Consider the following 23,112-nt stretch of genomic DNA (forward strand, 5'->3'; position numbering starts at 1 on the left):
GAGCGATGCTCAAGCCTTTTTTCTTAGTGTAATGGTCAAAACAAACCAATCTGCCTCTGTTGCCAGTTGCAAGTCACCCCCTAAGATCTCTACAAAATTTTGAATAATGTAGAGACCCAAGCCAGAAGACTCTTCTGTTTCCGACAGATTTTCAGAGTAGAATCGACTAGCCAGTTGGTCTAAGTGCTGGATCGGTTGTTGCACAATATTGCGCAGCTCGACTCGAATCATGTCCGCGTCCGAGGTCAAGGTCAAACGCGCCTGATCCTTCCCATGCTTGAGGACATTGCTGAGCATATTTTGCAAGAGGCGCTCCCAGAGCTCCGGATCCGTAGCATAATGAAGATGCTCCTCTATCTCCACCTCTAAGGCAATCCCCGCCTCAGACAAGCTATCATAATACTGGAACAACTGCTGGGTCAGGACTTGGCTGAGATTAACGTCTGTAAGCCGAGGCTGAATAGCTCCCTCCATCAAGCGTCTGTATTCCAAGAGAGATTCCAGGCGTTTTGAGACGACTTGAAGATTGGAAGCAATTTTCTTCAGCTTTTCCTCTTCCTGCGTCCCACCCTTGATGATTTGTTGGGTATAGCCCGATGCAATGGTCAAAGGCGTCCGGATATCATGAGCAATATTACTGATGGCCATATCCAAGGTCTTTTTCTCTTGAAAGGCAATCCGATTGGTCCGCTCGATCTGATCAAAGAGATCACTGACTTGCTTGGTCAAGGCGACCAATTCTTTTTTTGAGAGCTGAGAGGTCAGCCGTACCCCACTTCCGCTTTGAAGTTTCTTTTGAATCTGCTCCTGCAAATCTTTGAGAGCAGAAAGCAAGCGAGCATAGCCCAGTCCCAAGAAAAGGACAAGGACGACTAGAACTAGAACCAATCCCCACATTACTTGTCTCCTTTCAAGCGAACTCCCAAGCCCCAGACGGTTTCAATATAGTCCTCATTAGGATCGAGCTGAGCAATTTTCTTTCGGAGGTTGCTCAACTGGGCATTGAGCGTATTGTCTCCAGGCAGATAAACTTCTTCCCAGACCGCTTCATACAATTCTTCTTTGGTGAAAATCTTCTTTGGATGCGCCAGCAAGGTTTCAAATATTTGAAATTCTTTTTTGCCCAAGCGAAGCGTCTGTTCGCCAGATTCCAGTTCAAATGTTTCTGGATTCAGGACCAGATTTTTAAAGATCAGCTTTTTCGATGATGGAGGTTCCTGTGCCGGAATGTTGTTATTTCTCAGCTGCACCGTTACCCGAGCTGCCACCTCATCCAGATTAAAGGGCTTGACGATATAATCATTGGCACCTGCAAGGAGATACTGGCTAATGAGGTGTTTATCTCCAAGAGCGGTCATCATGATGACCGGCACCTGACTCTGCAAACGGATCTCCTCCAGAACCTGATCCCCATTCTTTCCTGGAAGCATGATATCCAGAAGGACCAAATCAACAGCTTCTTGCTGGAAGAGCCGTAGCCCTTCTGTACCTGAAAAAGCCTGAAGGACCTCATGGCCTTCACTTAAGAGACTGTATAAAATTTCTTGGATATCATTATTATCCTCGATTAATAAAATCCGTGCCACTTGCCTCGCTCCTTTTTCATTTAAACTCCAAATCATTTCTATTTCTCTAGCCTATCAAATAAAGGGACCTTCGTCAATGAAAATCTGATAAAATTCTATTGTCCCCAGGTAGATCTGCATGTTAGGTCATCACAAGATGAACTTGACGATCCTTTCTTTCAAAGGGTATAATAGGACCAATGACACAATAGGGAGACTCATCTATGAAAAATCATGCTAAAACTAAAATCAGTCTTGTATCCATCCTTGTCATCCTGGGCGTTGCTGCAAGAATGATGCGAGTCATCCACCGCCAGCAAATCAGGGAGCAAAACAGACAAACCATTCAAACGACTAAAAAGGTTGCAGAGTTTCAGAAAACACTAGACGAGGAAGAAACGAAGAAACGGAACGAAACCTTCAACAAGATTTATAATGAATCCCTTGTTCGGAATAAGTTTGAGAATTGGCAAAAAGTCGATGAACTCCATGGTTTGGGACAAAGAACTGGGCAATTTTATATCTATAACTTTGAAAAAAAAGAAGAGATTCTCTTAGAGAATACTGATCAAGCATTTGTTCTACCTATTCGAGACAAGAGTGACAACGTCACATTTCAGGCTATCTTTGCCCACAAGGACGGTCAGTGGCACATCATGAAGCCAGACGGAAGTTCACAGTTGCAACTAGGAGCAGCCAACATTTCCGCTGAATCTAAGTTTGTCATCGAGAACAATGTCTTAGATTACGACCAGTAAATCCGTAAGGACTTGGCTAAACTACATACAAAAAGCTTAGGAACCCAGCTTGTGAGTGGGATTCTAAGCTTTTTCGTTTATAGGAGAGAGTCGGCCAGCAAGTACCGAAAACTTTTATTCAACAGAAGCCCCATTGGTCGCAATGACGTCTTTGTACCAATAGAAGGATTTCTTACGTGAGCGATCCAAGCTTCCCTTGCCTTCATTGTCCCGATCGACATAGATAAAACCGTAGCGCTTCTTCATTTCTCCTGTCCCGGCAGAGACCAGGTCGATACAGCCCCAAGTCGTATAGCCCCAGAGGACAACGCCATCTTCATGGATAGCCTCCCGCATAGCCTTGATGTGAGCTGCTAGGTAGTTAATCCGGTAGTCATCTTCAATCTCCCCGGCTTCATTTGGGGTATCAACGGCGCCTAGTCCATTTTCCACGATAAAGAGAGGTTTTTGATAGCGATCCCAGATGGTGTTGAGCGTAATGCGAAGACCAAGAGGGTCAATCTGCCAACCCCATTCCGAGCTTTCTAGATAGGGGTTCTTCAAAGAGGCAAAGATATTGCCCGCTGTTTTCTCCCTTTCAGCTGGATCCCCTGAAGCGACCCGACTAGCATAGTAGGAGAAGGAAATAAAGTCCACCGTATGGTCTTTCAACAATTGCAGGTCCTGCTCGCTCATCTCAACTGTGATCCCCTGACGCTCCCACTCTTTCTTAGCATAGTTTGGGTATTCCCCACGCGCCTGCACATCGATGAAGAAATAGTTCTTACGGTCTTCTTCTAGACCAGCCCAGACATCTCGCGGAGCACAGGTATGGGGATAGTTTGGTCCTGCTGCCAGCATACAGCCGACCTTGTTGTTCGGATCAATCTCATGGGCTAGCTTGGTGGCAATGGCTGAAGCAACCAACTCATGGTGAGCCGCCTGGTATTTGACTTGCTCCTCATTCTCCCCTTCTTCAAAGCAGAGACCCGCTCCCATAAAAGGCGCATGAAGGATCATATTGATCTCATTAAAGGTCAGCCAGTAGTTGACCAAGCCCTTGTAACGAGTGAAGAGCGTTCGGCAGAGGCGCTCGTAGTATTCCAACATCTTGCGACTACGCCAGCCACCGTACTCTGTAATCAAATGCATGGGACAGTCAAAGTGGGTAATGGTCACCAAGGGCTCAATCCCATACTTGTGGCACTCCTTAAAGAGGTCTTCATAGAACTGTAGACCCGCTTCCTTTGGCTCCAATTCATCCCCTTTCGGGAAGATCCGAGACCAGGCAATGGACAAGCGATAGGTTTTAAAGCCCATTTCCCCAAAGAGGGAAATGTCTTCCTTGTAGCGATGGTACATATCAATGCCATCTTTAGCCGGGTAAAAATAGCCCTCTTCAAAGTCGAACATCTTTTTCTGACCCGTAATAATCGCATGACGATCAGGCCCAATCGGTACCACATCCACATTGGCCAAGCCACGGCCATCTTCATTATAAGCTCCCTCACACTGGTTAGCAGCAGTTGCTCCACCCCAAAGGAAACCATCTGGAAATTGAAGTTTGTCTGTCATCTCTCTACCTCACTTGATTTGATAGTTCCATTATACCCTTCTCCTTCCAAAAAATCCTACAAGATCCTATGAAAAACTGATACTATGCTAAGAAAACTCCTATACATGCGCAACACAAAAAGACCGGATGACTCCGATCTTTTAATAGTTCATATTCTCATATTCTGTTTTAAGAATCATTGTGGTTAACTTCAAATGATTAAGCATCCTATTTCATACGATAAAAATCAATGACTAGACCAGCAGGGCCTTTAACTAGCAGACTTTCTGTTCCCCAATCGGTTACAGCTGGTCCGTTTAAAACCTGGATACCAAGATCTTTCAACCGTTGGTAGTTCTGCTCTACATTCTCAACCTCGACATGAAGAATGATTCCTGACTGAAAATTTTCCAAAGGTATCAAATGATTCTCTGACAACATGAGACAGTGACTGCCAATCGTGAATTGAGCAAAAGCATCATCAACATAGTCTGACTTTATATCCAAGATATGCTCCAATTCAGCACAGACTTGGGGAACATTTGAAACGATGATATCTAATTGATTTAAATTCATTTACTCTCCTATATAAAAGACCGGATGGCTCCGATCTTTTTTCTTAATAGGTTTTACTCTATGAAAATCAAAGTATAAAATCTACAATGTTTACTTTTGATTTTCGACAAGAGGAATTATTTAATTGCGCGTGATTGCAACCCTTCTTCTTCCAAGAAGAGGCGGAATGGTACAAGCTCTTCAGCTTCGTATTTTTCCTTGAAGGCTTTGATCGCTTCTTCTGAGTGTTGTTTTGGATCCAACTCAAGTACTTCTACTGGAAGTGGACGGTGTGGAGTGATGCGAGCATCGATAACAACAGTTTTACCTTCTTTGTTCAATTTAACAGCTTCTGCAACAACTGCATCGATGTCTTCGATACGGTCAACTGTAAATCCTACAGCACCTTGCGCTTCAGCGATTTTCGCATAGTCAGCATTAGGGAAGTCACAACCAAACAAGTGTTTATTTGTGTCTTCGTATTTGTCCTTGATGAAGGCATATTTACCATTTGAGAAGACAACGTTGATAACTGGAAGGTCATATTGAACGTTTGTGATAACGTCTGGGTAGCACATGTTGAATGCACCGTCACCCATGATGTTCCATACTTGGCGATCTGGATTGTCTTTCTTAGCAGCGATACCACCAGGAAGGGCAATACCCATTGTCGCAAAGAGTGGAGATGTACGCCACATGTTCTTAGGTGTCATGTGAAGGTGACGAGTAGATGTTTGAGTAGTGTCACCTACGTCGATTGAGTAGATAGCGTCTTGATCAGCATGTTTGTTGATTGCATTGTAAACTTGATACAATTGCAATTCACCCTCAGTTTTACCTTCGAGTTTGTTCATGTAATCACGCCAGTTTTGGTTGTTCTTCACGTTTGCACGCCACCATGGAGTAGATTCAACTGGATTCACTTTGTCAAGGATTGCTTTCGCTGCTTGACCTGCATCACCAAGGATGGAAGCGTCTAGGGCATGACGTTTACCAAGTTTGTAAGGGTCGATATCTACTTGGATGAATTTTTCAGTATTTTTGAATGCTTCGTAAACTTCAGCAAATGGGAAGTTTGAACCAAGGAAAAGAACTGTGTCTGCTTCAAAGACCACTTCGTTAGCTGGTTTCCAACCAACACGGTAAGCAGAACCTGTCAACCCTTCGTAGTCCCATTCGAAGGCTTCAAAGTTTTTACCAGTTGTAATGATTGGTGCTTTGATCTTACGAGACAATTCAGTGATCACATCACCAGCACCAACACCACCGAAACCAGCGTAGATCACTGGGCGTTCAGCATTGTTCAAGATTTCAACAGCTTTATCGATTTCCACTTCGTTCAAGGCAGGAGCGATAAAGTGACGTTCATAAGAACCTGATCCGTAGTAAGAGTTTTCGTCGATTTCTTGGAAACCAAAGTTTACTGGAATTTCAACAACGGCTGGACCTTTTTTAGAAACGGCAGCACGGCAAGCTTCGTCGATTACTTTTGGTAATTGTTCTGCGTAAGCTACACGTTTGTTGTAAACAGCGATACCGTTGTACATTGGGTTTTGGTTCAATTCTTGGAAGGCATCCAAGTTCAATTCGTTAACTGGACGTGATCCAAGGATAGCAAGGAATGGAGTGTTATCCATAGCTGCATCGTAAACACCATTGATCAAGTGAGTCGCACCAGGTCCACCTGAACCAACTGCAACCCCGATAGAGCCACCAAATTTAGCTTGCATAACCGCTGCAAGAGCACCTGTTTCTTCGTGACGAACTTGCAAGAAACGGATATCTTTGTCTTCGGCCAAAGCGTCCATAAGTGAGCTAAGTGTTCCAGATGGGATACCGTAGATCGTATCTACGCCCCATGTTTTCAATACGTTAAGCATTGCTGCAGATGCAGTAATTTTCCCTTGAGTCATTCTAACTCTCCTTTAATTCTATTTTGATCCCTTAAAATGCAGCATAGCGCTTCTACTTCATCTTTGTGATCATCTCGCCTTGAAAATGAGTTTTTTCTGACTTTTCTCATGAAAACGATTTACAAAACGATTACAGTATTAATTTATCACAAAGAGATTCACATGTATAAGGATCTGCTCAGAGATGCTCAATCCCTATTCCATAACAGATGCTCTTTTTGAGAAATTTTCACAAACTATCCTACAATAGGGTATTTTACTATAATTTGATACCTCCTCTTTTCCCTCGTCGCTCTAGGTAAAAGAGAAAAAGAGTGATACAGAATTCTGTATCACTTCTTATTTTCGTTAATCAATTTTCGCAACATTGAGAAGCAGAGAGCTAATCAAAACAGACAAAGAACTAAGGGCCATGGCAAGACCTGCTAGTTCTGGATTGAGGGTCAACCCCAGTCCTACAAAGACTCCAGCAGCAATTGGAAGCCCAAGGAGATTGTAGATAGAGGCCCAGAAGAGATTGAGTAAAATCCTGCGGAAGGTCTTTTGACTCATGTCAAAGGCGCGCACAACGCCAAGCAAATCATTTTGCGTGAGCACGATGCCACCGGACTCGATCGCAATATCCGTTCCAGACCCCATAGCGATCCCCACATCCGCAATCGAGAGAGCTGGAGCATCATTGATCCCATCTCCGACAAAGGCGACCTTGCTAGCTTCTTGCAGTTTTTGGATGGCGCTAGCTTTTTCTTGAGGAAGGACATCAGCAATGACGGTGTCAATTCCCACTTGCTTAGCAATAGCTTGGGCCACCCGTTCATTATCCCCCGTTAACATGACCGTTTTCAAGCCCCGTTCTTTGAGCTTTTTGATCGCTTCTTTTGAGCTGGCCTTCGGAGCATCTTGAATGGCAATCAAGCCAATCACTTGCCCATCCACAGACAAACTGATCACTGTTTTGGCCTGCTCTTGCAACTCTACCATCCGTTTTTCAAGCTCCGGATCCATCGCTGTCCCGTCATGAAGTTTGCCATTTCCCAAGGTCACCAACTGCTGGTCGATCTGACCTTGGACCCCTTTTCCTTCAATCGCTTGGAAGTTTTCCACAGGGGATAACACCAAACCTTTTTCTTCTGCTTGGGATAACACCGCTTGGGCTAGTGGATGTTCTGAAAAAGTTTCAAGACTAGCAGCCAGTGTCAAGACACGCGCTTCATCTCCTACAACATCGGTTACAAGTGGTTGGCCAATGGTAATGGTCCCTGTCTTATCAAACACAACGGTTTGAATCTTTTGCACTTCTTGAAGAACTGTTCCATTTTTAATCAGAACCCCCATCTTGGCACTACGGCCGGTTCCGACCATCAGGGCTGTTGGGGTTGCTAAACCAAGGGCACAAGGACAGGCAATAATGAGGACAGAGACTGCATAGAGCATGGCCTCTTGAAGCGACGCGCCCAGAAGCACGGACCAAACCCAGAAAGTCGCAATGGCCAAAATCGTCACCACTGGAACAAAGATACCTGAAATCTTATCCGTCAAATCTTGAATAGGAGCACGACTGGATTGGGCCATTTTGACAAAGTCCACAATTTGAGATAAGAGGGTCTCACTACCGACTTTTTCAGCCTTAAAGAGAATGGTCCCATTGCTGTTGATAGTGGAGCCAATCACTGCATCACCAACTGATTTTTCCACAGGTAAGCTTTCACCTGTCACCATCGACTCATCAATGGTCGTACTTCCTTCTACAATCGTCCCATCAACTGCGATCTTTTCCCCAGGACGGACCCGAATCAAGTCACCAATTTGGATATCTTCTGCCGCCACCTCGACATAGTTCCCATCACGGAGAACTTGAGCCGTTTTTGCCTGCAAATCCAACAACTTTTCCACAGCCTCGGAGGCATTGTTACGCATCCGTTCTTCAAAGATTTGCCCTAAGAGGATAAAGAAGATGATAAAACCCGCAGCCTCAAAGTATACTGGCTGACCAGTAAAAAGGGCAAATACACTATAGACATAGGCTACCAGGGTTCCAAGAGCTACCAAGGTATCCATATTGGAATGGTGCTTCTTAAATGAGGCCCAGGCACTCTTGATAAAAGGAACTCCTGCTACCAACATGATCGGCGTTGTCGCTAGAAAGTTTCCCCAGCGATTAACTGTATGGGATACAAGTCCTGCCCACATCCCGATCATCAAGATTAATAAAGGAAGGGTAAAGATACTAGTAATCCAAAAGCGATCCCGTAAACTTAAGACACGACGGCGTTTTTCCACAACCGTGTAGGAACCCTTTTGCATCTTCATTCCACATGAAAACTCAAAGTCCCCTGTTTCTGTCGGGGTAAAGGATATCACTTTATCCACACCGACTTCCAAAGGCTCTAAAATCCCCTGATCTTCAAACAAAATTTCCTTGTAACAGCCGGAAGGATTGACCCGATGGAAGGTGATTTCAGCAGGGATCCCTTTTTGAAGTTGAAATTCTTTGGGACTATAGCCCTTTTCTGCTGTAATACGGATCTTTTGCACTCCGTTTTCCACAACTGCTTTTTGTTTTTCTACCATACCTACTCCTTTATTCCACAATCATTTGACCATGCATCATGTTCATTCCACATGAAAACCCATATTCGCCCGCTTTTTCTGGCGTAATTTCAATGACATGTTTTTCACCTAAAGGCAAATCTTCATGAACGCCAAAATCTGGAAAGATCACTTGAGCCAGACATGAAGATGGATCCTTGCGATTAAAGATAATCCGGGCAGGAACATTCTTTTTCAGGACAATGGTTTCAGGCGAATAGCCCCCCATGACTTCGACTTCAATTTCTTGATAACCTGATTTCTGACGAGCGTGGCCGCTTACCTTTTCATGCTCTGCAAAGAACCACCAAGCAATAAAAGCAACCCCAAGTAAACAAACAATACTAATTAACAATCCAAACATGGAAATTCCTTCTTTCTATTACATACAATTGCAAGGGACTGTTTCGACAGCCTCAGCTTTCTTTTCTTCCAGGACCTGCTGCAGCTGATTAAGATCTGCAAGCGTAAAGTCACTCTCCTGAATCAAGTTTTCAAGCACCTGGACAATTCTTTTTGAGCAAACCTTGTCTTTCACATCCTCAACCACCAAGTCTAACCCCTGGTCCTGCTTCAACAAAGCCGAGTAGACAAAGGCTTTGCCAGATTTTTCTCTGGTCAGACAGCCTTTCTCCACCAAGCGCGTCAAGAGGGTCTTGATGGTCGACTTCGACCAGTCAAAGCGCTCGGACAAGACGGCGATCAAATCCGTGCTGGTCTGCTTGCCTTCCATCCAGATAATCTTCATGATGCGCCATTCCGCATTAGAAATTTGCATGGCTCCTCCTTTCACGATCTACATTCGTAAACCTTATGATGTTATTTTACACCTAAGATTTACATTTGTCAACAAAAAAATTAAAAAAAAAAAAAAAACAAATCTTCCTTTGAAGATCTGTCTGATTGGGCTTTTTTCACTCCCTATTTTTATCTCTATACTATCTCCTGCAGAGCTTGGGCTAGGATGCGATACCCGGCCACACTTAGATGGAGGCCATCTGTCGTATAGGCTTCTGCTAACTGCCCCACTTCATCCAATAAAGACGAATACACATCGACATAGCTGACCTGGCGGTAGGCTTGGGCCAATTCTTGATAAGTCTGATTGAGGGCTTGAATTTTTTCATTGGTCCGGACATAGACCTTTTGTTTGTAGCGCTCTTCTTGACTCACCGGTAAAACCGAGATCAGGTTGATGTGGGTCAGCGGAAAATCTCTCATAATTGCTTGTAAGACCGTTTCTACGTTGTCCAAGGTTTCCTTTTGAGGAATTTCTTTTCCGATATCATTGGTCCCGATCAAGAGAAAGATCTGATCCACCGCCGTCCCAAAAACATGGGCGTCTAGATGCTTACGAAGGAGATCCGTCTTATAGCCTCGTACTCCTCGATTGACCATGTGTTTGGGACTTTGTAATAGTTCATGAATGGGGAAATACTCTACGATGGAGTCTCCGATAAAGATCAAACCAGGCTCCTTTAGAGGGGCTTGATTGAGCTCCCGATAGGTTGTTAAAATTTTCTCCTGCTCCTTTAAGAGCCAGTCTTCTAACAGTTGTACCGCCATCTACTTCTTTCCTTTCACTTGTTCCCAGGGGGTCAGTCCTAGATACTCTTCGATCACTTGGTAGACACCGCCTTCTTGATGGCTCGGTGCTAGGTGTTTGGCAACAGCCTTGACAGCTTCTTCTGCATTGGCCACCGCATAGGAGTGACCAGCCATTTCAAGCATTTCGATGTCGTTTCCGCTATCCCCAAAGGCCATAACCTGACTAGCATCAAGCTGCCATTTCTCCATTAATTGAGCCAGTCCCCAAGCCTTGTGAATACCTGCTTGTAAGAGATCCATGCTCCCAAAACCGCTCGAAACCGCCATGAGCTGATCTCCAAAAGCCTGTTGGACTTCCTGACTCACTTGATCAAGACGATCTAAGCCAACCACCAAGCTCATTTTAAGCACCTGGTCAAACAAATCGGCTGTCAATTCCGGAACAAACTTCATTCGCTTGTACAAGGCTTCAATCACTTCCGGCTGCATGAATTTTTCAACTTCTGTAAAGACCGTGCCTTCCTTGACAAAGCCACCATTGACAGCTGATACAACCAATTGATCTGAAATTTCCCGTCCCTTAAAATAAGCAAGAACCGCCTCCACCAATTCCCGATCCCAGAATTTTCCTAGAACCATCTGGTCATTCTCAAAAATCCGAGCTCCGTTGGCGACGACCAGGGTCACCCGCTTGACCAAAGGACCCAAGAGCTGGCGCATGCGATGGATTTCATTTCCCGTCGCAATGACAAAGCGAATCCCTTTTTGATCCAAGTGGTCCAACAGCCTTTCCAGACGCGGAAGGTCCACCTCTCCTCGTTCATCTAATAAGGTTCCATCCATATCTGTTGCAATCAACTTAATCATACAATCTAACCTTTTCCCTTTCATAGGGTGCAAACTATCTGTTCCCATTATACCACAGATCAAGCAAGTCAAAACCACCCGTGAAAACAGGTGGTTTACTTTTAGTCTGAAAGTTGCTACTAAAGACCAAGTGATATCATAAATATAATCCCTTTTCTACACTTTCCTGAACCAACTCTTCCGTCAGTTTCCATAACGCTTTGGACTCACTTTTTATAAATTTTTTCTTTTCTAATACCATCTCTGAACGGATATGATCAGGATTATAATTGACTTCTGACACTTCCAAGTGATTGATCAGTGGTACCAAAGCGTCAATCACTCTTGCATATCTTGCCTCAGGACTCTGCCCTTTTTCAAACTCCAACCACGAATTTTTCATATTCAAATATGTTGCTTCTGGAAGGAGACTCATTGTTTTTTCTATAGATGCTAGCTCTCTATCATGAGCATGAAGCTTTTTTTCATCATCAAATACCCAAGTATCTCCAGCATAAATCTCACCTAAATCATGGATCAGTAACATAGAAATCACCTTTTCCATATTCAATTTTTCAGGATAATAATCTTGCAGAACCATCGCAGCTATCGTACCCTGCCAAGAATGCTCGGCACTATTTTCAAACCGTCCATCAAGGGTTTTATTAAACCTTGTTACTGACTTTAATTTCTCGATTTCTTTAATAAATTCAACTGTCTGATTCAAATCACTCATGGCGACACCAACCTCCCTATTCGAAATTACGACTATCATACCAAAAATCAGGTTTTCCATAAATGAATTCCCGTATTTGCAAAAGAAAAAGAAAATAATTCAGATTGGATACAAAATCATCTTAGAAACTTTCCTTAGGTGAGTACGGACGTCAGCGAACTTCAAAGAAGTTCCATGACTTAGTTTTGAACCTAAAGTTTCAAAACTCCCGAGTGCCTGAAACAATTATGTTTCAGGCACTTTTCTCACGGCGGAAAGTTTCAGTGAGTATTTGAATGAGCCTAATAGTATATATCATTTTAATTTTTTTTAGGATCACTTAAATTGTTTTATGTAAAAAAGTCTGCAATCTATTTCCACTGACACCTTGATTTTTGTAGTTTCTTGCCTCATGTGAATTTTAAAAAAAGCTAACCAGTCTTTACTGCTTAGCTTCTATTTTTCACCCAACAAAAGCCCAAATAATGGCAATCAACACTGCTGGAAGGAGGTTGGCGACCTTGATTCGTTTGCCCCAGATGAGGTTGATCCCAACACAGAGAATGAGGCTGGAGCCGACTAGTGAGAGATTCGACAGCGCTTGTGGGGTCATGATCGGTGCGATCAAATGGGCCAACAGCGTAATCGCCCCCTGAAAGATCACGAGTGGGACCACCGCAAAGATCGCGCCCTTTCCTTTTGAAACGGTCAAGACCAGAACGATAACCATATCCAGAATAGCCTTGGCCAACAAGGTCGAGGTGTCGCCTGTCAGGCCATCCTGTACGGCTCCGACCACCGCCATAGCCCCGATACAAATGGTCAAGGCCGTGGTCATAAAGGCATCGACAAAGCTAGTATCGCCTTGGTTGCCCGTCTTTTCCTTCAGCCAGTTTCCCAGGCGCTCAAAGCCCTCCTCGATCTTCAAGAGTTCCCCGATAACGGTCCCGATCACTAGACTCAGTATCAACATCATACTGCCGTGACTTTCCACATGACTTCCATGCACCACCAGCATCTTTTCCAAGGTCCCTGCGATGCCTAAGACAAAAACAGCAACACCCGTCACTTTCAGAAGGGTCTCATGAAAATCTTCTGACAAACGTTGACCGATGAGCAATCCTAAAAGCCCACCAAATACGACCCCTAAGGCATTATAGAGGGTCCCTAAACCGATCATTTACAAACTCCTTCGTTCATTTTCATTCTTTTTCAATTTCTTTCAAAGACCAGTGTCCCGTCTCTTCATACTGGTCAATCAAGTCCTTGGCTGTTTGCGTAATCTCCTCTGGATAATGCAGACTTTCTAGGGTATTGACCGCATTCTTGGTCACGGCTGACCCTGGCTTGATCTGGTAGTCAAAGACGATCTTGCCATCCACATAGCGACTGTCAAAATGGTAATTATCATTGACCTCACCAGAGGCTGCGACCAGCTCAATATCATGACTGGAGATCATGTAGAGACAGTTTTGAGCAGCCAACCAGCGGACAATCCCAAGGCCTGATCCGATCCGTTCGATGGTATTGGTCCCCTTAAAGAGCTCATCAATAAAGAAGTAGTGAAAACCAGGCTTTTTCAGATGCTGAATCATGCGCAAAATAGCTTTACTTTCGGTGATGAAGTAGCTATCTCCAACTTCAATGTCATCGCTCACATCCATAGCTGTTAGGACATGACCGTAAGGAAGGGTCAATCTTTCTCCATAGGCAAAGCCTAATCCTTGAGCCAGAATAGCATTGATAGCGACAGTTTTCAAATAGGTCGATTTTCCGGAAGCATTGTCCCCACTGATGACCATATTTTTTTGAAAATGCACATCATTCGCAATCGGATTGGACAGCAAGGGATGATAGAGCGTCTCACCTTCAATTCCGCCCGTTGCCGTAAAGACTGGCTGGCAGACCACTTCTAGATCTCTTTTGTGGCGCAAGAGACTAATAGCAACTTCCATCTCCCCTAGCAGATCCAGAAGCTTCTGGGCCTCTTTTTGATGAGCCTTCACCTGATTGTAAATATAAACCTGAGCGATCTGCGGGAGTAAAAAGAGGACATTAAGGTAGAGGAGAATGATTTCCATCTCAGAGGTCCCCGTTGGACTCTGCAAGACACTGGCAAGGATCCGCGTTTTCTTAAAGGGTTTGACTGCCTGCTTGAGTTCTTCTTGTTGTGGCAAGGCTAGATGGCTTAAGCGTTCTGCCGAAGCAAAGCTACGGACCAAATAGCTAACATTGTCCAGACGGATTTTATTGGACCAATTGCGCAAACTCGAAAAGACGATATTAAAGACCACACTGATCACCAAGAGGGTAATGGCCCCGACTGGCTCAAAGGGGATGGCAAAGAGACAGAGAATAGGAAGGCAGGCCAAGGCTAGATAGAGGGGCAAACCTGCATAACGCTTGCCGGGATTTGCGACAATGCTCCGCGCCATGTTGTGGTTCTTCTTGCCCAGTTGGTTGAAAATGACCTGGACCTTGAGGCGCAAATCAGGATGCTCTTCAAAGAAGGCTTCTAAGTCATGAAGCTGGTCCTGAGGCTGGAATTCCAGCAGGCGCATTTTTTGATAGAGAGCCTCTGCTCCAAGGCTCGATTGGGTATAGTTGAGCTGATCAAAGACCGCATCTAAAGCCAAATCATGCCAGGTCTGATCATCCACTTGGCTATCGATCGTCTGTCCCTTAGCCGGATAAGCCAGGCTGTCTATCAAACTTTCTTCTGTATCTTTCTTGCGAAAGAAAGGCGCTCCATCCCAAGCCTTCTTCAGCTTTTGCTTGAGACGGATGGCCGTAAGAAATTTGGTTGCCCAAATCACCACGATCAATCCTAGGATCCCAAGCGGGATCCAGTTCACATTTCCTTCCATACTCTATTCCTTTCCACTCTGAAGCCAGTCCAAGTGAACATGTTCCTTCATTTCTCGGTATGCCGTGTCCACTCTTTCCTTGGTCTCCTCATCCAGCTTGTCGCGGTATTTGCCACCCTGGATAAAATCTTCCAAGATATAGGTCTGGTACTTGTACAACTCATATCCTTCAGGAGAATACGTTCCCTTCGGAGTCCGACTGACCCAGGTTGGATGGGCAGTAGCCGTCTTAATCCGTGTCTTGCGACCAACCTTTTCGATGGTCACATCCATCAAGACCCCTCGCTCTGTCCATTGGGCAGTCTCCACATCCCCCATGGTTTCCAGACGCTGATTGGACAGGAAATTCCCCATTGAGTAGATGATAAGCTTGTTTTGACCATCTTTATTGACCACTTCAGCAGGCTCTACAACATGGGGATGCCCGCCAAAGACAATATCAGCTCCCCAAGAAACCATCTTGTGGTAGAGCTCTTTTTGCTCTTCTGTCGGCTCCAACTGGTACTCGATTCCCATTTGGGGCATGACAATGGTGATATCGGCCTCTTGCTCCGCCTTTTGGATCTCCGCCTTCATCCGCTCTTCATCCAGATCAGACAAGACATCTGCTTGCTCCTCTGGAGTAAGGGTCGTTTCCATTCCATTAAACCCATAAGCGTAGGCTAGAATAGCAATCTTGATGCCATTCACTTCCTTGATCACCAAGGGGGCCTGTCCTCTCTTTTCATGCGTGTAGACACCGACAGGTGTGATGCCTGCATCTTCAAAGGCCTTGGCTGTCGAATAGACCCCTTCTAGACCGGAATCCAAGATATGGTTGTGTCCCAAATCCATGACATCATAACCAGCATCCTTGATAGCTGGTACGACCTCGCTCGGCGCATTAAAAAGAGGATAACCTGACAAATAGTAATTTGGGTTGATGGTTCCCTCAAAATCACCCAAGGCTAGATCTGCTTTTTGTAGCCAGGGTTTGACATACTCATAATTTTCATGAAAATCATAGCTTCCATCTTCTTTTTGCGCGCTCATATAAAGCAAATCATGGTAGAGCTGGTCTCCATTCGCCATGATCCGCGCTGTATGAGGAATCTGATCAGCCGGTGTTTTTGCCTTGTACACAACCTCTGGCCGTTCGGTTGCGGTGATCGGAAAGCCTTGGAACTTTTGCACCCACAAGATGGCATTAGCCACGATAAAAACGACTGACAAGAGCACATAGACAAACTGTTCATTGGTCAGCTGAATCCTTGAAAAGAGACGATCAAAAGCCCAGTCAAAGGCCGCCGATAGCTCTTTTCCCATCGTTTTGATGGTCCCTTTCACATTCTCCCATTTCTCTATCATTTCTACCTCTTCTTCATATCCGGTTTCTCCAATGATCCGCCAACAGATTGAGCTGTCATTGAAATACTTTCTCTTCATTGTATCACAATTTTTAAGAAGAGAAAAAAGAGAGCAGGACAGAAACGCCATTGTTTAGAAACGCTTCATCGTCCTGCTCTTGCACAGTTGATTGATTCATATAAATGATCGATCATCACTTTTTATCGTTTGATTTGGACAAGCTGATTGCAACCATGACAAGACTTAGGAAAAACGCCGAAAGCAACCCTTTTGTCGTCCGATTCATAAAAGGTTGATGAAATACTAAATGATTATAGGCAGTAAATCCTAATCCAATCAGAGTCACCATAGCCGAAAGCGCAAAAATCGTTAACCACAAATTTCTTTTTTTCATCATAAACTCCTTTTCTCTAAAATGAATGTTTGGGAAATGAATCAACTAAAAGATCGTCCTACAACATCCAAAATATACCGATTCAACAAACAGTTATATATCCTACTGTAGGAAATAAAGTTTTCTGATATCTTTGCCTTTTTTATGATTTCAGTCTAACATAAAATGAAAAAAGCAACATGACTTAAACGTCGGGTTGCTAAAAATCGTTCTTTTTTTCTTCTAATAATCTTTGTACCAGCACTTCATCATCCAATAATTCAGCAAATGTAATTGCCTTTCCATACAACTCCTCAGATTTCTCCTTGCTCTTTTCCACATGGAGCATATATTTTGCTTTAAACATATAAATAAGAGGTTTGTAATAAACATGTCTCGTCTTATCAATTACATCTTCGAAAGTTTGAATATATTTAAGCGTACATTTTTCTTCCAACTGAGCTAGCAAAACAAGCAATATTTTTTCCAACTGTGTCAGGTATTCCTTGTCCCTATAATCTATGTCAAGCATTACTTTATCAGCCAACTCCTGAAAATACCTTTTATCTTCTAATCCTACAGCACAGCAAAAAAAGTAGAGTTCAATAATTAACAAATCATTAACCGTATAAATTGTTTTCTTTAAGATTTGTTGAAAGTATTCTTCTAAAAGAGCAAAACCATATCTCACATCAGAACTATTATAAATATCTAGACGCGCTTGAATCACATCTATAAGTAATTGTTCATCCTCTGGAAGAAGATCGTAGTAACATTCCCCAATTTCTTCTAAAATCGCTTGTTTCCGCTCAATTCGTTCTCGATCCGCATAGGTCGGACTATCTACCAATTCTTTCTTTAACCTTAGATAATCTTTTGGTATTTCAATTTTGTCAATATCAACAAAATACTGAACTTCGACATTCAGTTTTTTCGCTAAATATATTAATTTGGGTACAGTGGGCATAGCCTGACCATTCTCAATTCGGGCTAATTGCCGAATAGTCAATTCAGTTTCATCATCGCAAATATCTGCTTGTGTATATTTTCTATCTAGTCGTGTAGATTTTATTTTTTTCCCAATCTCTTTTTTTAAATCTTTCATCATCAGTACATCTCTACTAATTACATCTTATACTAATTTTAACACATACTTTGTTAGAATAACGAAAACCTTTTCATATTTTCCTTAAAAAGCACCCTAACTTGAAAATCATGCTCCTTATTTATAAAAGTGGCTTCTGTCTCTCAGAATGTGGATTTTTTTCTTACCTAAGGCAACCCAAGTGGTATTGCAGAAAACATCATCACAATTTTCAACTGATGCAAGCATCTACTGAAACTTTCCGATGTGAGAAAAGTGCCTGAAACAATGATGTTTCAGGCACTCGGGAGTTTTGGAACCTTAGGTCCAAAACTAAGTCATGGAACTTCTATGAAGTTCGCTGACGTCCGTACTCACCTAAGGAAAGTTTCTAAGATGCTTTTTCTATTATTTCAAAGCTTTTAACAAATAATCATAGCCTTCTTGCTCCATTTCCTCTTTTGGAATAAAGCGCAGAGAGGCCGAATTGATACAATAGCGAAGACCACCCTGGTCTTTTGGTCCATCGGTGAAGACATGGCCTAGATGGGCATTGCCTGAGCGGGAACGAACTTCGATCCGCTCCATCCCGTGGCTATGGTCCTGGTAATAGTGGACGACATCTTTGGCAACGGGACGGGAGAAACTTGGCCAGCCACAGCCAGACGCAAACTTATCCTTGGCAAAAAAGAGAGGCTCCCCCGTCGTAATATCCACATAGATCCCCTCTTCAAAGGTCTGGTCATAGGCATTGTGGAAAGGACGTTCCGTCGCGCTTTCTTGAGTGACTTGGTACTGCTCTGCTGTCAGTTTCGCCTTTAGGATTTCTTGATCTGGCTTCTGATAAGCTGCTGGATCAATCAAGGGCTGCTCAGCATCTGTCACATCGATATGGCAATAGCCTCCAGGATTCTTCTTCAGGTAGTCTTGATGGTAGTCCTCCGCCAAAATATAGTGGCGCAAGGGTTCTAGTTCAACCGCAATTTTGCGTCCCAGTTGCTTCTCTTCTTCCGCAAACACTTGGGCGATCACTTCACGATCTGCCTCGTCTGTATAATAGACACCCGTCCTATATTGGCGGCCTCGATCATTTCCCTGTTTGTTAATGGATAAGGGATCGATCACCCGGAAATAGTAGAGCAGAATCGCTCGTAGAGTGATCTTGTCTGGATCGTAGATAACTTGTACAGTCTCTGCATGATCCGTTTCCTTAATCAGTTGGTAATTGGTCGTTTCTACCTGGCCATTGGCATAGCCCACCGTCGTCTGTTCTACACCGGGGATCCGTGAAAAATATTCCTCCAAGCCCCAAAAACAGCCACCTGCTAAATAAATCTCTGCCATCTTTTTTCCTCACTTCCTGCATTCCCCACAAGGAACGCTTCTCATCTATTAGCTCCATCATAATCCAAGAGCCTCAGATTTTCAAGGATTCTGCATCAAAAATCCCTTCTACTATATGTAAAAGGGATTCAATCCTTCTTATTTTTCAAATAAGAAAAAGAGCGAGTAGTAGAAATTCCAAAACGAAATGCTTAACTGATGTAGAAAATCATGAAGAACTACCATGACCAACACCTCCTCTGAATATCTGTGGACAAACACAAAGCTAGTATCAACTACAAAACCACCGTCGGTCCGTAGACCTGTAACTGAGGCTTCACTACCTCATAATGCCAGTGATCATAAGCTCGCCAAGCTTGAAAGGCTTCTTCGTTCAATGCTAGCCCGCCCAGACCAATCAATAGACTGGCGGTCTGATAAAACTTTTCCAACTCGATCAACAAGCGATTGTCTACCCGCCTAGCCTTTCGTAAACCTTTCAACATCTGCTCCAGATTTTCTCGAAATCGAAAGGCATCTGGACTGGGGGTGAATCCTTTCAAAAAGGCTGTTTGAAGAAGGCTGACCGTCGTCCTTGCCTCTTGAATCACATCCCTTTCTTCCATAGCAATCACCTTCCTTTTCACCTCCATTGTACACCTTTTTCTCTCTATAAAAATGGAAAATTCCTAAAACTAGGAACAGAATGTTCTCTCTTGACAAGAAACTATAAAAAACTTCCCCAAGTTTCTACTTGAGGAAGTTCTTTTCGAAAGATTAGTCAATGTAGCGCAATTTGCCACGGAAGTCTTCCAGGCTTTGGTAGCCTTTTTCTTCCATGATGGCTTTGAGTTCCGCAGTGATGCGTTCAAAAGCCCCCACTCCTTCTTTATGAAGCGTAGTTCCGATTTGTACCATACTAGCCCCACATAGAATATGTTCAAAGGCATCACGACCGGTCAAGACACCACCAGTCCCTATAATCTGAATTTCTGGATTCAGGCGTTGGTAAAAGGCATGAACATTAGCAAGGGCAGTTGGTTTGACATACTCTCCACCAATCCCACCAAAGCCGTTCTTCGGACGAATTACCACGGATTCATCTTCAATGTAGAGACCATTCCCTACGGAATTGACACAATTGACAAACTTAAGCGGGTATTTGTTAAAGATCGCTGCTGCTTGATCAAAATGAACGATGTCAAAATAAGGGGGTAACTTGATACCTAGAGGTTTGGTGAAATAGGCAAAGACCTCTGACAAGATCCGATCAGTCGTATCAAAGTCATAAGCAATCTGAGGTTTCCCAGGGACATTAGGGCAAGAGAGGTTCAGTTCTGTCAAGCCTTTAAAGTCGCTGTCTTGCACCTTTTTCAAGATGGTATGGGTCTCTTCAGGAGACATGCCGACAAGAGATAAGAAGAAGGTCCGGTCAGGATCTATTTTTTGCAACTCCAATAAGTAATCCAAATAATAATCCAAGCCTTGGTTGGGAAGGCCCATCGAATTGATCGAACCAAGTGGCACATCATGATAGCGTGGCTCGGGATTTCCTGCACGGAATTCTAAGGTCGCTGTCTTGGTCACAAAAGTCCCAGCAGCTGAGTTTTTCACTTCCTCTAATTCCTCAGTAGTCATACAGGCTACACCCGCCGCATTCATCAGGCAGTTGTCAAATTCAAAACCAGCAATTTGCGTTTTTGTCGATACCATCTTGTACTCCTTTTTGAAACACCCATCAACAGAATCGTTCGGGATGCTCTCTATTTTCTTCTTTCATTATACCATCACTTGGAAGCTTCCGGACAAACAAAGCTAAAAATTCTTCCAAACATTCGGAGTTTCCTAGCCGCAATAAAATTTTCAGAAAATTCAACTTTTTTCTTTACAAGCCAAAAAAAGTCTGCTATAATGATCCATGTAATAAAACGTGACATTGTTTGTCAACTGTCTCAAAGCCATTCCCCTAGCGGGTTTGCTGGTTTTCGTTTCATTCACAAAGGAGAATTAACATGACAACTGCTAAAGAATATATCCAAAGCACTTTCGAAACTGTAAAAGCTCGTAACGGCCACGAAGCTGAATTCCTTCAAGCTGTTGAAGAGTTCCTCAGCACTTTGGAACCTGTTTTTGAAAAACATCCTGAATACATCGAAGAAAACATTTTGGCTCGTATTACAGAACCTGAACGCGTGATTTCTTTCCGTGTTCCTTGGGTTGACCGTGAAGGAAACATCCAAGTAAACCGTGGTTACCGTGTTCAATTCAACTCTGCTGTAGGTCCTTACAAAGGTGGTCTTCGTTTCCACCCAACTGTTAACCAAGGGATCTTGAAATTCCTCGGATTTGAACAAATCTTCAAAAACGTCTTGACTGGTCTTCCTATCGGTGGTGGTAAAGGTGGATCTGACTTCGATCCTAAAGGAAAAACAGACGCTGAAGTGATGCGTTTCTGCCAAAGCTTCATGACTGAATTGCAAAAACACATCGGTCCTTCTCTTGACGTCCCAGCTGGTGATATCGGGGTCGGTGGACGTGAAATCGGATACCTTTACGGTCAATACAAACGCCTTCGCCAATTTGATGCTGGTGTCTTGACTGGTAAACCTCTTGGTTTCGGTGGTAGCTTGATCCGTCCAGAAGCTACTGGTTATGGTTTGGTTTACTACACTGAAGAAATGCTCAAAGCCAACGGCGACAGCTTTGCTGGTAAGAAAGTCGTGATTTCAGGTTCTGGTAACGTTGCTCAATACGCTCTTCAAAAAGCAACTGAACTTGGTGCAACTGTTATCTCTGTATCTGACTCAAACGGTTACGTGATCGACGAAAACGGTATTGACTTCGACCTTCTTACAGACGTCAAAGAAAAACGTCGTGCACGTTTGACTGAATACGCTGCTGAAAAACCAACTGCTACTTACTACGAAGGTTCTGTATGGACTTATGCTGGTAACTATGACATCGCTCTTCCATGTGCAACTCAAAACGAAATCGATGGCGATGCTGCAAAACGTTTGGTCGCTCAAGGTGTGAAAGTTGTCTCTGAAGGAGCAAACATGCCAAGTAACATCGATGCCATCAACGTATACAAAGAAAATGGTATCCTTTACGGACCTGCTAAAGCAGCCAATGCTGGTGGGGTTGCTGTATCTGCTCTTGAAATGAGCCAAAACAGCCAACGTCTTTCATGGACACGCGAAGAAGTGGACGGACGTTTGAAAGACATCATGACCAACATCTTCAACACTGCTAAAACAACTGCAGAAACTTACGGTCTTGGTAAAGATTACCTTGCAGGTGCCAACATCGCTGCCTTTGAAAATGTCGCAAACGCGATGATTGCACAAGGTCTTGTATAATCAATCGATATTTTTCTTTGAGACCTTCGGGTCAAAGCCTCTCAACTCCTGAAACCAGTATGTTTCAGGAGTTTTTTTGTAGCTACCGACCTCTATCAAGTCAACCCGACCAAGGGAGAAAAACCATTTTTAAGACAAGGGGCTCGACCGTCTCTAGTGGGGAGATGTGAGCCTTCTTTTTTTCTGTATCTTTTTCTAAAAAAATTTTATTTTTTTTACTTTACCCCCTTGCATTTTTAATAAATTAGTATTAAACTATAGCAAAAGGAGGTGTGCTTATGTTTCTTTTAGCTCAAGAAAAATCAGATACGATCGAATTCCTTAAGTCTGAATTGGTCCAATTACTCTCCAATATGCGACAAGAAATCGCAGCTAGCCGTCAATCACAGACCGGCGCAGCTTGCCATCATATTGAATATTGCATGGACAAGATCCAAAGGGCAAAAAGTTCAGTAGCCATTGCCCTCCCGATCGAATCCTTAAATCTTGAAATCACGACTATGATGCGCAAGCAACTCATCGTCTTGCCACCAGAAGCTCGAAAAAATTGGGACCAGATTAAAAAGCTGGATTTCAAATACTGCCACTTAAAATAGACTAAAAAAGAGAGTGGGACAGAAATCGGTAATTCGTTAGAATTCGATTTCGTCGTCCCACCTCCGCACAGTTGAGTAGTGCTGTAAAAGCTGATGAAATCAGCGTAGTAGAGCCCACTCAACCACTGCGTCTTGCTCGA

At 43.6% G+C, this 23,112-nt stretch carries 22 protein-coding genes; 3 read left to right on the top strand and 19 right to left on the bottom strand.

Features of this window, described 5'->3' with window-relative positions; all coding sequences use genetic code 11:
- Window positions 1-9: 9 nt before the first annotated feature.
- Both NMM13_RS02710 and NMM13_RS02715 read right to left on the bottom strand, forming a co-directional pair.
- Entirely contained in the window at window positions 10-897 is an 888-nt protein-coding gene (locus tag NMM13_RS02710; RefSeq protein ID WP_254727445.1) for a sensor histidine kinase KdpD, read from the bottom strand.
- A complete protein-coding gene (locus NMM13_RS02715) occupies window positions 897-1,586 on the bottom strand; it encodes a response regulator transcription factor (protein WP_254727448.1) in 690 nt (229 codons plus the stop codon). Before NMM13_RS02715 ends, NMM13_RS02710 begins: the two co-directional genes overlap by 1 nt.
- Window positions 1,587-1,789: 203 nt before the next feature.
- Here NMM13_RS02715 and NMM13_RS02720 point away from each other — a divergent pair, with 203 nt between their 5' ends.
- Window positions 1,790-2,323 (top strand): hypothetical protein, encoded by a 534-nt coding sequence (locus NMM13_RS02720; RefSeq protein WP_150906533.1) that lies wholly within the window; start codon window positions 1,790-1,792, stop codon window positions 2,321-2,323.
- Window positions 2,324-2,437: 114 nt separating this feature from the next.
- Here NMM13_RS02720 and NMM13_RS02725 read toward each other — a convergent pair whose 3' ends face one another.
- The 17 genes from NMM13_RS02725 to NMM13_RS02805 form a co-directional block, all read right to left on the bottom strand.
- Complete coding sequence (locus NMM13_RS02725) at window positions 2,438-3,877, bottom strand: 6-phospho-beta-glucosidase (protein ID WP_254727451.1); 1,440 nt, start codon at window positions 3,875-3,877, stop codon at window positions 2,438-2,440.
- 208 nt (window positions 3,878-4,085) lie between these two features.
- Window positions 4,086-4,433 (bottom strand): VOC family protein, encoded by a 348-nt coding sequence (locus NMM13_RS02730; RefSeq protein ID WP_254727454.1) that lies wholly within the window; start codon window positions 4,431-4,433, stop codon window positions 4,086-4,088.
- A gap of 116 nt (window positions 4,434-4,549) precedes the next feature.
- Entirely contained in the window at window positions 4,550-6,325 is a 1,776-nt protein-coding gene (gene spxB, locus NMM13_RS02735) for a pyruvate oxidase (RefSeq protein ID WP_254727457.1), read from the bottom strand.
- 348 nt (window positions 6,326-6,673) lie between these two features.
- Window positions 6,674-8,896, bottom strand: coding sequence for a heavy metal translocating P-type ATPase (locus NMM13_RS02740; RefSeq protein WP_254727460.1), 2,223 nt, complete (start codon window positions 8,894-8,896; stop codon window positions 6,674-6,676).
- A 10-nt stretch (window positions 8,897-8,906) separates the two neighbouring features.
- On the bottom strand, window positions 8,907-9,278 hold the full coding sequence (locus NMM13_RS02745; protein WP_003013285.1) for a cupredoxin domain-containing protein: 372 nt from the start codon (window positions 9,276-9,278) through the stop codon (window positions 8,907-8,909).
- Between the two features lie 18 nt (window positions 9,279-9,296).
- On the bottom strand, window positions 9,297-9,692 hold the full coding sequence (locus tag NMM13_RS02750) for a CopY/TcrY family copper transport repressor (RefSeq protein WP_003013309.1): 396 nt from the start codon (window positions 9,690-9,692) through the stop codon (window positions 9,297-9,299).
- Between the two features lie 155 nt (window positions 9,693-9,847).
- On the bottom strand, window positions 9,848-10,480 hold the full coding sequence (locus NMM13_RS02755) for an SGNH/GDSL hydrolase family protein (RefSeq protein WP_254727463.1): 633 nt from the start codon (window positions 10,478-10,480) through the stop codon (window positions 9,848-9,850).
- The gene (locus tag NMM13_RS02760) at window positions 10,481-11,329 is read right to left on the bottom strand and encodes a Cof-type HAD-IIB family hydrolase (RefSeq protein ID WP_254727466.1); all 849 of its coding nucleotides are present in this window, start codon (window positions 11,327-11,329) and stop codon (window positions 10,481-10,483) included.
- Between the two features lie 136 nt (window positions 11,330-11,465).
- Window positions 11,466-12,044 carry an HD family hydrolase gene (locus NMM13_RS02765; RefSeq protein ID WP_254727619.1) on the bottom strand — a complete coding sequence of 193 codons (579 nt, stop codon included), beginning with the start codon at window positions 12,042-12,044 and terminating at the stop codon, window positions 11,466-11,468.
- Window positions 12,045-12,486: 442 nt separating this feature from the next.
- The gene (locus NMM13_RS02770; protein ID WP_254727469.1) at window positions 12,487-13,203 is read right to left on the bottom strand and encodes a DUF554 domain-containing protein; all 717 of its coding nucleotides are present in this window, start codon (window positions 13,201-13,203) and stop codon (window positions 12,487-12,489) included.
- A 22-nt stretch (window positions 13,204-13,225) separates the two neighbouring features.
- Window positions 13,226-14,890 (bottom strand): hypothetical protein, encoded by a 1,665-nt coding sequence (locus NMM13_RS02775; protein ID WP_254727472.1) that lies wholly within the window; start codon window positions 14,888-14,890, stop codon window positions 13,226-13,228.
- Between the two features lie 3 nt (window positions 14,891-14,893).
- The gene (locus NMM13_RS02780; protein ID WP_254727621.1) at window positions 14,894-16,195 is read right to left on the bottom strand and encodes a CapA family protein; all 1,302 of its coding nucleotides are present in this window, start codon (window positions 16,193-16,195) and stop codon (window positions 14,894-14,896) included.
- Window positions 16,196-16,430: 235 nt separating this feature from the next.
- A complete protein-coding gene (locus tag NMM13_RS02785; protein ID WP_254727475.1) occupies window positions 16,431-16,631 on the bottom strand; it encodes a hypothetical protein in 201 nt (66 codons plus the stop codon).
- 199 nt (window positions 16,632-16,830) lie between these two features.
- Window positions 16,831-17,718, bottom strand: coding sequence for an XRE family transcriptional regulator (locus NMM13_RS02790; RefSeq protein ID WP_254727478.1), 888 nt, complete (start codon window positions 17,716-17,718; stop codon window positions 16,831-16,833).
- Window positions 17,719-18,102: 384 nt separating this feature from the next.
- Entirely contained in the window at window positions 18,103-19,038 is a 936-nt protein-coding gene (msrB, locus tag NMM13_RS02795) for a peptide-methionine (R)-S-oxide reductase MsrB (protein WP_254727481.1), read from the bottom strand.
- A 275-nt stretch (window positions 19,039-19,313) separates the two neighbouring features.
- Window positions 19,314-19,670, bottom strand: coding sequence for a hypothetical protein (locus NMM13_RS02800; RefSeq protein ID WP_049514572.1), 357 nt, complete (start codon window positions 19,668-19,670; stop codon window positions 19,314-19,316).
- Between the two features lie 124 nt (window positions 19,671-19,794).
- Window positions 19,795-20,730: a dihydroorotate oxidase gene (locus NMM13_RS02805; protein WP_201037318.1), complete on the bottom strand. Its 936-nt coding sequence runs from the start codon at window positions 20,728-20,730 to the stop codon at window positions 19,795-19,797.
- Window positions 20,731-21,029: 299 nt separating this feature from the next.
- Here NMM13_RS02805 and gdhA point away from each other — a divergent pair, with 299 nt between their 5' ends.
- A complete protein-coding gene (gene gdhA / locus NMM13_RS02810; protein WP_003004977.1) occupies window positions 21,030-22,376 on the top strand; it encodes an NADP-specific glutamate dehydrogenase in 1,347 nt (448 codons plus the stop codon).
- Window positions 22,377-22,654: 278 nt separating this feature from the next.
- Window positions 22,655-22,972: a hypothetical protein gene (locus NMM13_RS02815; protein ID WP_254727484.1), complete on the top strand. Its 318-nt coding sequence runs from the start codon at window positions 22,655-22,657 to the stop codon at window positions 22,970-22,972.
- Window positions 22,973-23,112 lie beyond the last annotated feature (140 nt).

The organism is Streptococcus sp. CF8_St5-11, assembly GCF_024295625.1.
In the GTDB taxonomy this organism is placed as follows: domain Bacteria; phylum Bacillota; class Bacilli; order Lactobacillales; family Streptococcaceae; genus Streptococcus.

What these genes read in the sequence shown, in the direction of transcription:
- NMM13_RS02740 (WP_254727460.1), bottom strand. Translation starts at nt 8,896, where the DNA reads ATGGTAGAAAAACAAAAAGCAGTTGTGGAAAACGGAGTGCAAAAGATC.
- NMM13_RS02760 (WP_254727466.1), bottom strand. Translation starts at nt 11,329, where the DNA reads ATGATTAAGTTGATTGCAACAGATATGGATGGAACCTTATTAGATGAA.
- NMM13_RS02775 (WP_254727472.1), bottom strand. Translation starts at nt 14,890, where the DNA reads ATGGAAGGAAATGTGAACTGGATCCCGCTTGGGATCCTAGGATTGATC.
- gdhA (WP_003004977.1), top strand. Translation starts at nt 21,030, where the DNA reads ATGACAACTGCTAAAGAATATATCCAAAGCACTTTCGAAACTGTAAAA.
- msrB (WP_254727481.1), bottom strand. Translation starts at nt 19,038, where the DNA reads ATGGCAGAGATTTATTTAGCAGGTGGCTGTTTTTGGGGCTTGGAGGAA.
- NMM13_RS02755 (WP_254727463.1), bottom strand. Translation starts at nt 10,480, where the DNA reads ATGGCGGTACAACTGTTAGAAGACTGGCTCTTAAAGGAGCAGGAGAAA.
- NMM13_RS02730 (WP_254727454.1), bottom strand. Translation starts at nt 4,433, where the DNA reads ATGAATTTAAATCAATTAGATATCATCGTTTCAAATGTTCCCCAAGTC.
- NMM13_RS02745 (WP_003013285.1), bottom strand. Translation starts at nt 9,278, where the DNA reads ATGTTTGGATTGTTAATTAGTATTGTTTGTTTACTTGGGGTTGCTTTT.
- NMM13_RS02720 (WP_150906533.1), top strand. Translation starts at nt 1,790, where the DNA reads ATGAAAAATCATGCTAAAACTAAAATCAGTCTTGTATCCATCCTTGTC.
- NMM13_RS02785 (WP_254727475.1), bottom strand. Translation starts at nt 16,631, where the DNA reads ATGAAAAAAAGAAATTTGTGGTTAACGATTTTTGCGCTTTCGGCTATG.
- NMM13_RS02800 (WP_049514572.1), bottom strand. Translation starts at nt 19,670, where the DNA reads ATGGAGGTGAAAAGGAAGGTGATTGCTATGGAAGAAAGGGATGTGATT.
- NMM13_RS02770 (WP_254727469.1), bottom strand. Translation starts at nt 13,203, where the DNA reads ATGATCGGTTTAGGGACCCTCTATAATGCCTTAGGGGTCGTATTTGGT.
- NMM13_RS02750 (WP_003013309.1), bottom strand. Translation starts at nt 9,692, where the DNA reads ATGCAAATTTCTAATGCGGAATGGCGCATCATGAAGATTATCTGGATG.
- NMM13_RS02765 (WP_254727619.1), bottom strand. Translation starts at nt 12,044, where the DNA reads ATGAGTGATTTGAATCAGACAGTTGAATTTATTAAAGAAATCGAGAAA.
- NMM13_RS02725 (WP_254727451.1), bottom strand. Translation starts at nt 3,877, where the DNA reads ATGACAGACAAACTTCAATTTCCAGATGGTTTCCTTTGGGGTGGAGCA.
- NMM13_RS02815 (WP_254727484.1), top strand. Translation starts at nt 22,655, where the DNA reads ATGTTTCTTTTAGCTCAAGAAAAATCAGATACGATCGAATTCCTTAAG.
- NMM13_RS02790 (WP_254727478.1), bottom strand. Translation starts at nt 17,718, where the DNA reads ATGATGAAAGATTTAAAAAAAGAGATTGGGAAAAAAATAAAATCTACA.
- NMM13_RS02805 (WP_201037318.1), bottom strand. Translation starts at nt 20,730, where the DNA reads ATGGTATCGACAAAAACGCAAATTGCTGGTTTTGAATTTGACAACTGC.
- NMM13_RS02780 (WP_254727621.1), bottom strand. Translation starts at nt 16,195, where the DNA reads ATGGGAAAAGAGCTATCGGCGGCCTTTGACTGGGCTTTTGATCGTCTC.
- NMM13_RS02710 (WP_254727445.1), bottom strand. Translation starts at nt 897, where the DNA reads ATGTGGGGATTGGTTCTAGTTCTAGTCGTCCTTGTCCTTTTCTTGGGA.
- spxB (WP_254727457.1), bottom strand. Translation starts at nt 6,325, where the DNA reads ATGACTCAAGGGAAAATTACTGCATCTGCAGCAATGCTTAACGTATTG.